This is a genomic window from Acidimicrobiia bacterium, from assembly GCA_035651955.1.
GTDB lineage: Bacteria > Actinomycetota > Acidimicrobiia > IMCC26256 > JAMXLJ01 > JAMXLJ01.
On sequence record DASRES010000001.1, the window covers coordinates 41859 to 53301 of the forward strand.

Consider the following 11443-nt stretch of genomic DNA (forward strand, 5'->3'; position numbering starts at 1 on the left):
CCGACGCCATGAGCCGCGCCGACGCAGCGGCGACCGTGCGGAGCAACGCGGGCGGGGGGCAGCTGCTCGACGTGTTGCAGGGGTTCGTGCACGAGCTGCGCGCGGCGGGGCTGCCCGTGTCGATGACCGAGAACCTCGACGCGATGCGCGCGGTCGAGCATCTCGACCTCCGCGACCGTGCGACGTTCAAGGCCGCGCTCGGCGCGACGTTGGTGAAGCACCATCATCACTGGAAGGCGTTCGAGACCGTCTTCGACGTGTACTTCTCGCTGTTCGCGCCCGGTACGGCGGGTGAGGACGTCAGCGAGCTCGCGGGCGAGCTGGGCGACGACTGGCAGCAGCGCGCGGCGGGCGACGGCGGCGGGCAGGGCGACGTGTCGCCCGAGGAGCTCGCCGAGATGCTCATGGCCGCGCTGATGTCGATGGACCGCGACGAGCTCCGCCGGCTCGCGTCGGTGGCCGTGACGCGCTACGCCGGGATGGAGCCGGGCCGTCCGGTCGGCGGCACGTACTACGTGTACCGCACGCTGCGGCGGCTCGACTTCGAGAACCTGGTCGCGAAGCTGCTCGCGCGGGCCCAGACGGAGGGCGACGGCCGCGACCAGCAGGGTCTCGCCCCGGAGCTCGCCGACCGCCTGCAGCGCGAGGAGTTCGAGGCGCGGCTGCGCGAGCTGCGTGATCTCGTGGAGGCCGAGGTTCGCCGCAGGCTCGTGGAGGACCGCGGCGTCGACGCGATGGCCCGCACGTTGCGCAAGCCGCTGCCCGAGGACGTCGACTTCATGCACGCGTCACGCGAGGAGATGCAGGCGCTGCAGCGCGCGATCTACCCGCTGACGCGGGCGCTCGCGGCCCGTCTGGCGCAACGCCGGAAGCGTCGCAACCGCGGGCACCTCGACTTCCGCGCGACGGTGCGTCACTCGCTGTCGTACGGCGGCGTGCCTGCCGAACCGAAGTTCCGCAACCCGCGGCCGTCACGGCCCGAGATCATGGTGGTCGCCGACATCTCCGGTTCCGTCGCGAGCTTCGCCCGCTTCACGCTGCAGTTCGTGTACGCGATGGCGAGTCAGTTCTCGAAGGTGCGCTCGTGGGTGTTCATCGACGGCATCGACGAGGTGACGCGGTTCTTCACCGAGGCGGACGACATCGGCGAGGCGATCCAGCGTGTGAACACCGAGGCGGACGTCGTCTGGGTCGACGGTCACTCCGACTACGGGCACGCGTTCGAGGTCTTCCACAAACGCCACCTGCTCGAGGTGACGCCGAAGACGTCGATCATCCTGCTCGGCGACGCGCGCAACAACTACCACGCGTCGCAGGCGTGGGTGCTGAAGGAGCTGCGCGACCGCGCCCGTCACCTGTACTGGCTGAACCCCGAGCCGCGCAGCTACTGGGACAGTGGCGACTCGATCGTCGGCGAATACGGGACGCTGTGCGACGGCGTCTACGAGTGCCGGAACCTGCGGCAGCTCGAACGCTTCGTCACCGAGGTCGTCGAGGGCTGACCACCCGAGGAACGTCCATGCGTCGCTCAGCGTCGTACAGCAACGATGAGCGACGCACGGACGCTGGGCTCAGCGCTGCTTGCGGCCGACGGCCTCGGCGAGCTCCTGCTTCGTCATGTGCGAGCGGCCCTTGACGTTCAGCTTCTTCGCGCGCTCGTACAGGTCCTGCTTCGTGCTGCCGCGCACGTCGACGCCGCGTGCGGTCCGACCGCCGGTCTCGCCACGAGCCGGCGACTTCGCCGCGCGGCTGTCGGACGGGCCCCTCTTCGACTTCTCGACCCAGCGGTCGCCCTTCTTCTCGAAGGAGTGCTTCAGCGCGGCGTACGCGGTCTGGTGCGCGCGGCGGCCGTCGCCGTACTCCTCCTCGGCGTGCTCGAGGGTCTTGGCGTACGTGTCCTGCGCCTTCTTCGACGATCGCTTGATCGTGCTCGGTAGGTTGCGCCGACCGGGCATCGTCACTCCCTTCGTCGAGACGTTCGGGGGAGGGATACCCGTTCCGACCGGCAGCGATGCGCCGTGGCGCGGTCAGGGGCGCTCGACGAGCGACCACACGCGATCGGCGACCCGGGCGACCGCGAGGAGCTGGGCGCGCTCGCTGCCGCGGAAGCGGGGTCGTGCCCGCTCGACGAGGAGGAGCGCGGCGTTGCACGGGAGCGGCGCGATCGCGAGCTCGTCCGGTCCGGTCTCGCCCGAGGCGACGAGCGGTGACGCCGCCGTGCCGGTCGCGAGCGCGACGAGCTTCTCGGGCGTCGGAGCGTCGCCGTGGACGGCCAGGACCTCGTCGTCGCGCAGGACCGCGGCCCACTCGGCCATCAGCTCGACGCGGCACTCGTTCGTGAGGAGGTCGATGACGTCGGCGGGCGACGTCGCCGCCCCGAGTCGCTCGACGAGCAGCAGCGCGTCGAGCCGCGCGTCGGGGAAGCGCTCGACGAGCTCGACCTGCTCGACCGACGCGCCGTCGACCTCCTCGATCTCGCGTACGAGCAGCGGGAGGAGGTCCCGGTCGGCGAGCTCGACAGCGAACTCGTCGACCGCGATCGCGCCGCTGCGTTCGAGCACGTCGACCGCGACGATGTCGCCGCGGATCGCGCCGATGCGCGACGCGACCAGGCCGAGGGCGCCGGGTCGGTCCGGCAGCCACACGCGCACGACCGCGTACACCGAGCCGGTCGGGGCCGTCACGGTGACGACGATACGGCGTCGGGATGGCGCGCGCGTTTCGGCCTCGCGTCGGGCGTGTGTCGCCGGTCCGTAGACTGCGGTGCGTGGCCGAGCCGCCGAAGGAGCGCGTCGGGGTCCTCGGCGGGACGTTCGACCCGATCCACGTCGGGCACGTGGTCGTCGCGGTCGAGAGCCGCTGCGCGCTCGGTCTCGACCGCGTGCTGCTCGTGGTCGCCGGCGACCCGTGGCAGAAGCGCGGGCGTGTCGTGGCGTCGCCGCGCGACCGCGTCGCCATGGCGCGCGCCGCGGTCGACGGGCTCGAGGGCGTCGAGGTGTCGACGGTCGAGATCGATCACGGCCGTGCGTCGGTCACCGCGGACACGCTGGAGGCGCTCGCCGCGCCGGGACGCGAGCTGTTCCTCCTTCTCGGCGCGGACGCGGTCGCGAACATGCCGACGTGGCGAAGGCTCGACGAGACGCGCGACCTGTGCACGCTCGTCGTGGTGACGCGCGCAGGTGAGCGCGCGGAGGCGCCGGGTCGAGGCTGGCGGGTGGAGCACGTGACGATCCCGCGTCTCGACGTGTCGTCGACCGAGCTGCGCGACCGCCTCGCGAACGGTCGGCCGATCGACGGTCTCGTACCACCCGCAGTGGTGCGCGAGATCCGCGCGCGGCACCTCTACACTCCCTCCGATGGCGACGGTGACGGATGAACCTCGCCTCGACGTGACACCCGGCGGACGCGCGCTCGACGATCCCGCGCCCGACGAGACACGCGCAGGTTCGCGACGTCAGCGGCGTCGGCAGCGGCGCGCGCGCCGGCGTTGGGTCGTCATCGTTCCGTCGGTGTTCGTCGTCCTGATCGTGCTGACCGTGATCGGCGCGCAGCTCCGCTCGGGGACCACCGGTCGCCCGACGCGTGCCGCCCCGGCGGCCACGAACGTGCCGCCCGTGCGCGGCGCGCCGACGATGCTGCTCGCGCACCGCGCGGCAGATGGGCGCGTCGACCTCGCCGCGTTGGTCGGCGTGCAGCGCGGCGGGCACGACGGATCCGTGCTCCTCGTCCCCACGCTGACGGCGCTCGAGGTGCCGTCCTTCGAGCTGCAGCTTGTCGCCGACCTGCTGAACCTCGGTCCGCCGTCGCTGCTCCAGACCACGATCTCGAACGTGCTCGGCGTGCGCATCGACCAGACCGTCGTGCTCGACGACGCGCAGCTCGTCGACGCGCTCGCGCCCGCCGGGTCCCTCACCGTCGACCTGCGCGATCCCGTCAACCTCGCGGGTGGGACCGAGCCGCGCACGATCGAGGCGGGCACGCAGTCCTTCGCGCCGGCCGACGCGGCAGCACTGCTCACGAACCCCGGCAGCGCGGGTGAGCTCGAGCACCTCGTGACCGTCCAGGCCGTGCTCGAAGGGTGGATGCACGCGCTGCGAACCCCGTCGGTCGCGACCGCGACGACTGCGCGCGTTCCCGCGTTCTCGACGCTCGTCGCGGCAGCCCATGCCTCGACCGACTACGCGACGTTGCCGGTCGACGGCGTGTCGGCGGGCGCGGGTGAGCGGTACCAGGTGCGCGAGGACGCGATCGGCCCGGCCGCGAAAGGCGCGTTCCCCGACGCGCTCCTCGGCATCGGCGGCGAGCGCCCGCGCGTCGAGATCCTGAACGGGACGGGTGTCGTCGGGCTCGTGCAGCAGGTCGCAGGCGTCGTGGTGCCCGCGGGCGGGGACGTCGTGCAGACCGGCAACTACACGGGGTTCGGGCAGACGGTGACGCGGGTCGTCTACTACCGCGACTCGCAACGTGCCGCGGCGACCGCGCTACTACGCGCATTGCGAACGGGCCAGCTCGCGCGCGAACAGAAGGACATCCAGGTGTTCGACGTCACGATCATCGTCGGGTCGGACTTCAAGGCGCCGCCGGGCACGTGAGCGCGGAGGTGGCGCGTAGGCTGGTGACACCCCCACGGGGTGCGTCCTGTCCACCGGTCGAGGAGCCTCCACGGACATCCAGCAGCGGGCCGCCGTCGCCGCCAACGCCGCCGCCTCCAAGAAGGCCGACGACATCGTGGTGCTCGACGTCGGCGACATCATCGCCATCACCGACGCGTTCGTCATCGCCAGTGGTGGCAACCGCAGGCAGGTACGCACGATCGTCGAGGAGGTCGAGCAGCAGCTGACCGACCGCGCCGGCGTGAAGCCGGTGAGCGTCGAAGGGCTCGACGACGCGTCCTGGGTGCTCCTCGACTACGGCGACCTCGTCGTGCACGTCTTCCTGGACGAGACGCGCACGTACTACGACCTGGAACGGCTCTGGTCGGATGCGCCGCGCGTCGAGTGGGAGCGTGAAGCGGACGACGAGGCGGTCTCGTAGCGGGTCGCGGCTCAGGCGACGTCGAGCCACGGGCGGACGGGCACGCCGCGTGCCGCGAGCCCGTCCTTGATCTCCCGGACGCCGAGGTTCCGCTCGAGCCGCGGGGAGTAGAGGATCGAGCTGATGATGGCGGCGGACGCGCCGCCGTGGGTCAGCCCTTGCGCGATGTGGTCGACGGTGCCCGCGCCACCCGACGCGATGACGGGCACGTTGACCGCGTCGGCGACCGCGCGTGTGATGGCGACGTCGTAGCCGCGGTGTGTGCCGTCGCGGTCGATGCTGTTCACGCAGATCTCGCCCGCGCCGAGTTGCTCACCGCGCCGCACCCACTCGATGGCGTCGAGTCCGGTCGCGAGTCGGGCGCCGTCGATGAAGACCTCGTACCCGCTCGGGATGCCGTCTCGCACGCCGACGTGCTTCACCTGCGTGCTCAGCACGATGCACTGGCGACCGAACGCGTCGGCGCCCTTGCCGATGATGTCGGGGTCGCGGACCGCCATCGAGTCGATGCTGATCTTCTCGGCACCGGCCTTGAGCACCTCGTACATGTCGGCGAGCGAACGAATCCCTCCGCCGACCGTGAACGGCACGAAGACGTGCTGCGCGACGTCGCGCACCGTGTCGACGTCGATGCGGCGCTTCTCGGCGCTCGCGGTGATGTCGTAGAAGATGATCTCGTCGATCTGGTCGGCGTACAGGCGACGGGCGAGGTCGGCGGCGGGCGCGACGTCGATGTTGTCCTGGAACTGCTGGGCCTTCGTGACGCGTCCCTGGATGACGTCGAAGCACGCGACGACGCGCTTCGTCAGCACGGCGATCCGTCCCAGCGCGCGAAGTTCGCGAGGAGCGTGAGGCCGAGGTGCCCGCTCTTCTCCGCGTGGAACTGGGTCGCGGCAACGTTGTCGTGCGCGACGACGGAGCAGAACTCGCCGCCGTAGTCGGTCGTGGCGAGCACGTCGGCGGGATCGGCGGGGATCGCGTGGTACGAGTTCACGAAGTAGCAGTGCGCGACGGGCGGCAGCCCGGCCCACAGCGGATGGGGGCGACGGGGCGTGACGCCGTTCCAGCCGATCTGCGGGACGCGCAGCGTGTCGGGGAACCGGCGCACCTCGCCGGGCAGCCACCCGAGCGTCTTCGTGTCCCCCTCCTCGCTCCGCTCGAAGAGCACCTGGAGGCCGATGCAGATCCCGAGGAACGGTGCGCCGTCGTCGACGACCCGGGCGGTCAGGGCGTCCAGCAGCTCGAGGTCGCGCAGCGACGCCATCGTCGCACCGGCGGAGCCGACACCCGGGAGGACGAGCCGCTCGGCGCGGGCGACGTCCGCCGGTGCCGACACGAGCCTCGCGTCGAGGCCGAGATGCATCAGCGCATACAGGACGCTCGGCGCGTTGCCCGCCCGGTAGTCGATGACGTCGATCATCGCTGGTGAGGGTAGCGAAGGGGTCGCCGACAGGCCGCGTGGGTATTCGCGCGTGGCCGTCGAGCAAGGAGGGCAACGATGAAGCTCCGCCGCGCACCCCTGCGCCTCGCCACCGGCGCGTACATCCTCAACTCCGGTGTGTCGAAGTGGAACGCGGACGACGAGCAGGCGGCGGGGCTCCACGGGTTCGCGTCCGGTGCGTACCCGCAGGTGAAGCAGGTGCGACCGGAGCAGTTCACGAGGGGACTGTCCGTCTCGGAGATGGCACTCGGTGCCGCGCTGCTGACGCCGTTCGTCTCGTCGAAGCTCGCCGGGCTCGCGCTGACGGCGTTCTCGGCCGGGCTCGTGGGCCTGTACCTCCGCACGCCCGGGATGCGGCGCGAGGGCAGCCTCCGCCCGACGCAGGACGGGACCCCGCTGGCGAAGGACACGTGGATGCTCGGCATCGGGCTGTCGCTGCTCATCGACGCGCTCGGCGACTGACGGTCGGCCGTTCTCAGATGCCGCGCGCCTCGTAGAGGTGGCGCCGGCAGAGCCCGTACGCGCGCCGCGGGGCGTCGCACCCGTCGACGGTGCACGGTCGAACCCGCTTCGCGCGGCGCTCCCAGTGGTCGAGCAGGCGCTCACGCCACGCGAGGTACTGGACGCGCTTGTGCGACGGAGGCAGGTGCTCGTCCATGAACGGCACGATCACCTCGACGAGCTCGCGCGCCGATCCGACGACGAACGCGACCTCGTCGTCGTAGTGGGACTTTCGTCGCGGCGAGCGCGTGATGGATCCGACCGCGAAGAACGCGGAGAGCAGACCGCACATCCCGGCATCTGCCGCACCAAGTCCGACACTGAACGAGTATCGCCGCCCGTCGTTGGTGCCGGTGAAGCATCCTTCGGCGAGTACGAACGCGGCGGCGAACGCCGCGATCGCGTCAGTAACCGGTCGCACGATAGTAGTGAGACCGGCACAGTCCGCGGCCGCGCACGCACCCCTCGCATCCAGGTTCCGAGCACACGGACCGCGTGCGACGCGCTCGCGTCTCGTCGTACGCGAGGAACGCATCGCGCCACCGCTCGTACTGCGCCCGCTTGGCGGACGGGAGCAAGTACCGCTCCGCAAACGGAATGGTCGCGGCGTAGTGGCCGCGAAACGACGCGATCGTGAACGAGCTCATCGGCTGCCAGTGCGCGCGGGCAGGTCGGTGGTCGGTCACGCTCCCGAAGCCGAGGAACTCGCGGAGCGCCTCGAGGACGGGGCGATCTCGCGTCGCGACCGCAACCTGGAACACGAACCGCGTCCGCGTGCGGCCGTCCCGGCGGGGCGGGAGGCGAGACGTGAAGAAGGAGCCTTCCCCGGCGACGAACCCGCCGAGCAGGAACCCGAGCGACCGCCCGGTATGTCCGAAAGAGGTGGAGCTGACGGGAATCGGACCCGTGACCTCATCCATGCCATGGATGCGCTCTACCAACTGAGCTACAGCCCCGGAGGGCGCAACGGTACCAGCCATCAACCGCGCCTCGAATGCCTCGCACGTCGAACACATGTTCGGAGCATACGACGGGGGTCTGACAGCGAAAACGTGGACCGGCCTGCGCGGACCCGGCCGATAGCCTCCGGAACGTGACCGCCACCCGCCGTTCCGCCTCGCCGGCCGGCGCCGACGCCCCTCGCTTCCGCTACGACGCCGCGCTCGCGAACGCGATCGAGGCGAAGTGGCACGACCGCTGGGACGCCGACCACACGTTCTGGACGCCGAACCCGCCGAGCGCGACCGGCGCGCTCAGCGAGGGCTTCGAGCGCATGGCGGATCGCTCGAAGCTCTACGTCCTCGACATGTTCCCCTACCCGAGCGGGTCGGGCCTTCACGTGGGCCACCCGCTCGGCTACATCGCGACCGACGTGTTCGCGCGCTTCGAGCGCATGAACGGCCGCAACGTGCTCCACGCCATGGGCTACGACGCGTTCGGCCTCCCGGCCGAGCAGTACGCCGTGCAGACGGGCCAGCATCCCCGCGTCACCACCGCCGCGAACGTCGCCAACATGCGCCGGCAGCTGCGCGCGCTCGGGCTCGGCCACGACCCGCGCCGGTCGATCGCGACCACGGACCCGGAGTACTACCGGTGGACCCAGTGGATCTTCCTGCGCATCTACGGCTCCTGGTACGACACCGAGCAGAACCGCGCGCGCCCGATCGACGAGCTGGTCGCGGAGTTCGAGTCCGGCGCGCGTGACGCGTCCCGCGACACCGCGGACGGCCGTGCGTGGAAGGACCTCGACGCGCGTGAACGGCGCGCGCTGGTCGACTCCTACCGGCTCGCGTACCTCGCGGAGGCGCCCGTGAACTGGTGCCCCGCGCTCGGGACCGTCCTGGCCAACGAGGAGGTGACCGCGGAGGGCCGCAGCGAGCGCGGCAACCACCCCGTCTACCGGCGGCCGATGAAGCAGTGGATGCTGCGCATCACCGCGTACGCGGAGCGCCTGCTCGCCGATCTCGACGCGCTCGACTGGACCGACTCGATCAAGCAGATGCAGCGCAACTGGATCGGTCGGAGCGTCGGCGCGCGCGTCGCGTTCCCGGTCGTGAACCACGACGACCTGGACATCGAGGTGTTCACGACCCGTCCCGACACGCTGTTCGGCGCGACGTACATAGTGCTCGCGCCGGAGCACCCCCTCGTCGACGAGATCGTCCCCGTCGACTGGCCCGGTGGTGTGCAGCTCGACGCCTGGCAGGTCACGCCGAACGCGTGGCGCGGGGTGTTCGGCGCCGACGAGTCGCCGGCCGACGCCGTGGCGCGCTACCGGCGGTTCGCCGCGTCCAAGAGTGACGTCGAGCGCCAGGCCGAGACGCGCGAGAAGACGGGCGTGTTCACCGGCGCGTTCGCGTTCAACCCGACGAACGACCAGCCGATCCCGATCTTCATCGCCGACTACGTGCTGATGGGCTACGGCACGGGGGCGATCATGGCCGTGCCCGCGCACGACGAGCGCGACTTCGAGTTCGCGAAGGAGTTCGAGCTCCCGATCGTCGGCGTCGTCCGTCCTCCCGACGCGTGGCTCGACCAACGCAACGTGGGTCCGGACACGCCGGCCGAGGGGTGGCCCGAGGCGTACAGCGGTGACGGCGTCGGCATGGCGTCGACGAACAACGAGGTGTCGCTCGACGGGCTGCCGACGCCCGAGGCGAAGCGCGTGATCGGCGACTGGCTCCTCGCGAGCGGCTTCGGCGAGCCGACGGTCAACTACAAGCTGCGCGACTGGCTCTTCTCGCGCCAGCGCTACTGGGGTGAGCCGTTCCCGATCGTCTACGACGAGGACGGCCTGCCCGTCGCGCTGCCCGACGACGCGCTGCCCGTCGAGCTCCCGGAGATCTCCGATTTCGAGCCCCGGATCGTGGGCGACGACGACACCCTTCCCGAGCCGCCCCTCTCGCGCGCCGAGGACTGGAAGACCGTCGAGCTCGATCTCGGCGACGGCCCTCGCCGCTACACGCGTGAGCTGAACACCATGCCGCAGTGGGCCGGTTCGTGCTGGTACTACCTGCGCTACCTCGATCCGACGAACGACGTCGCGCTCGTCGATCCCGAGGTCGAGCAGTACTGGATGCACGGTGTGCGCGCGGACGGTACCGCCGCGATCGGCGGCGTCGATCTCTATGTCGGCGGCGTCGAGCACGCCGTGCTGCACCTGCTCTACGCGCGGTTCTGGCACAAGGTGCTGTACGACCTCGGTCACGTGACGACGCCCGAGCCCTTCCAGCGCCTCTTCAACCAGGGCTACATCCAGGCGTACGCGTACGTCGACGAGCGCGGCGTGTACGTCGAGGCGTCGGATGTCGTGGAGCGCGACGGCGCGTACTTCCTCGGTGACGCGCCCGTCGAGCGCCAGTACGGGAAGATGGGCAAGAGCCTCAAGAACGTCGTCACGCCCGACGACATGTACCGCGACTACGGCGCGGACACGTTGCGCCTCTACGAGATGTTCATGGGACCGCTCGACCAGAGCCGCCCGTGGAACACGAACGACATCGTCGGCGTGCACCGCTTCCTCCAGAAGCTGTGGCGGAACCTGATCGACGAGTCGACCGAGGCGACGCGCGTGACTGCCGACACCGCCGACGACGAGACGCGTCGACTCCTGCACCGCACGATCGCCGCCGTGCGCGACGACATGTCGACCCTGTCGTTCAACACTGCGATCGCGCGGTTGTTCGAGCTCAACAACCACGTCTGGCGGGTATACGGCGAGCAAGCCGCCGTCCCGGCAGAGGTCGCACACGCGTTGGTGCTCATGGTCGCGCCCCTCGCGCCGCACGTCGCGGAGGAGCTGTGGGAGCGCATGGGCCACACCGAGTCCCTCGCGTACGAGCGGTTCCCCGAGCCCGACCCCTCGCTGCTCGTCGTCGAGCAGGTCGAGATCCCCGTACAGGTCAACGGCAAGGTCCGCGCGCGCGTCCTCGTCGCGCCGGATGCCGACGAGGCGACGACGAAGGCCGCGGCGCTCGACGACGCGCACGTGGGGGAGCTCCTCGCGGGGAGGAACGTCCGCAAGGTGATCGTCGTGCCGGGACGGCTCGTCAACGTCGTCGTCGGGTAGCGCGGCGATGATCGTGGGCCGGCTGTCGCCCGTCGAGCTCGGGCGGTTCGATCGCGTCCCGCCCGAGGACCGGTCCCGTGCGCGCGTCGTCGTGGTCCCGTGGCTCCCGCACGCGATCGACGCGATCACGCTCGGCCGCTTCGTCGTCGTGCGGCGAGGCCTCGAGCGCGACCGCGCGCTCCTCGCGCACGAGCTCGTCCACGTGCGGCAGTGGCGTGAGCTCGGTGTCGTGCACTTCCTCGCGCGCTACCTCGGCGCGTATGCACGCGGTCGTCGCGACGGTCTCGCGCACCAGGCCGCGTACGAGGCGATCCCGCTCGAGGTCGAGGCCCGCGGCGTGGCGGGACGCTGACCGGGCCTGGTACGGTCCCGATCCCTTCCGCCGGAGCTCCCGCCGG

At 71.0% G+C, this 11443-nt stretch carries 12 protein-coding genes and 1 tRNA gene; 7 read left to right on the forward strand and 6 right to left on the reverse strand.

What is annotated here, in order from left to right:
* Nucleotides 1-8: 8 nt before the first annotated feature.
* The gene (locus tag VFC33_00220; protein ID HZR11649.1) at nt 9-1502 is read left to right on the forward strand and encodes a VWA domain-containing protein; all 1494 of its coding nucleotides are present in this window, start codon (nt 9-11) and stop codon (nt 1500-1502) included.
* A gap of 69 nt (nt 1503-1571) precedes the next feature.
* On the opposite strand, the gene VFC33_00225 is transcribed toward VFC33_00220, so the two are convergent.
* Together VFC33_00225 and VFC33_00230 are read right to left on the reverse strand one after the other, a co-directional pair.
* The gene (locus VFC33_00225; GenBank protein ID HZR11650.1) at nt 1572-1955 is read right to left on the reverse strand and encodes a ChaB family protein; all 384 of its coding nucleotides are present in this window, start codon (nt 1953-1955) and stop codon (nt 1572-1574) included.
* Between the two features lie 72 nt (nt 1956-2027).
* Nucleotides 2028-2684 carry a hypothetical protein gene (locus VFC33_00230; protein ID HZR11651.1) on the reverse strand — a complete coding sequence of 219 codons (657 nt, stop codon included), beginning with the start codon at nt 2682-2684 and terminating at the stop codon, nt 2028-2030.
* An 83-nt stretch (nt 2685-2767) separates the two neighbouring features.
* Here VFC33_00230 and nadD point away from each other — a divergent pair, with 83 nt between their 5' ends.
* The 3 genes from nadD (at nt 2768) to rsfS (ending at nt 5034) form a co-directional block, all read left to right on the forward strand.
* Nucleotides 2768-3376, forward strand: coding sequence for a nicotinate-nucleotide adenylyltransferase (nadD, locus tag VFC33_00235; GenBank protein ID HZR11652.1), 609 nt, complete (start codon nt 2768-2770; stop codon nt 3374-3376).
* On the forward strand, nt 3357-4592 hold the full coding sequence (locus VFC33_00240; protein ID HZR11653.1) for an LCP family protein: 1236 nt from the start codon (nt 3357-3359) through the stop codon (nt 4590-4592). The genes nadD and VFC33_00240 overlap by 20 nt, the downstream gene beginning before the upstream one ends.
* Nucleotides 4593-4668: 76 nt before the next feature.
* Nucleotides 4669-5034: a ribosome silencing factor gene (rsfS, locus tag VFC33_00245; protein ID HZR11654.1), complete on the forward strand. Its 366-nt coding sequence runs from the start codon at nt 4669-4671 to the stop codon at nt 5032-5034.
* A gap of 11 nt (nt 5035-5045) precedes the next feature.
* Here the strand turns inward: rsfS and VFC33_00250 are convergent, their stop codons facing one another.
* Together VFC33_00250 and hisH are read right to left on the reverse strand one after the other, a co-directional pair.
* A complete protein-coding gene (locus VFC33_00250; GenBank protein HZR11655.1) occupies nt 5046-5846 on the reverse strand; it encodes a HisA/HisF-related TIM barrel protein in 801 nt (266 codons plus the stop codon).
* On the reverse strand, nt 5840-6454 hold the full coding sequence (gene hisH, locus VFC33_00255; protein HZR11656.1) for an imidazole glycerol phosphate synthase subunit HisH: 615 nt from the start codon (nt 6452-6454) through the stop codon (nt 5840-5842). The genes VFC33_00250 and hisH overlap by 7 nt, the downstream gene beginning before the upstream one ends.
* Nucleotides 6455-6532: 78 nt before the next feature.
* Here hisH and VFC33_00260 point away from each other — a divergent pair, with 78 nt between their 5' ends.
* Nucleotides 6533-6937: a hypothetical protein gene (locus tag VFC33_00260; protein ID HZR11657.1), complete on the forward strand. Its 405-nt coding sequence runs from the start codon at nt 6533-6535 to the stop codon at nt 6935-6937.
* Between the two features lie 13 nt (nt 6938-6950).
* Here VFC33_00260 and VFC33_00265 read toward each other — a convergent pair whose 3' ends face one another.
* Nucleotides 6951-7397, reverse strand: a complete 447-nt coding sequence (locus VFC33_00265; GenBank protein ID HZR11658.1) for an LAGLIDADG family homing endonuclease — start codon at nt 7395-7397, stop codon at nt 6951-6953.
* A gap of 462 nt (nt 7398-7859) precedes the next feature.
* Nucleotides 7860-7932 (reverse strand) — tRNA-Ala (locus VFC33_00270).
* Between the two features lie 137 nt (nt 7933-8069).
* Between VFC33_00270 and VFC33_00275 the strand changes: the two genes are divergently transcribed.
* Both VFC33_00275 and VFC33_00280 read left to right on the forward strand, forming a co-directional pair.
* Nucleotides 8070-11045, forward strand: a complete 2976-nt coding sequence (locus VFC33_00275) for a class I tRNA ligase family protein (GenBank protein ID HZR11659.1) — start codon at nt 8070-8072, stop codon at nt 11043-11045.
* Between the two features lie 7 nt (nt 11046-11052).
* A complete protein-coding gene (locus tag VFC33_00280) occupies nt 11053-11397 on the forward strand; it encodes a DUF4157 domain-containing protein (GenBank protein ID HZR11660.1) in 345 nt (114 codons plus the stop codon).
* Nucleotides 11398-11443 lie beyond the last annotated feature (46 nt).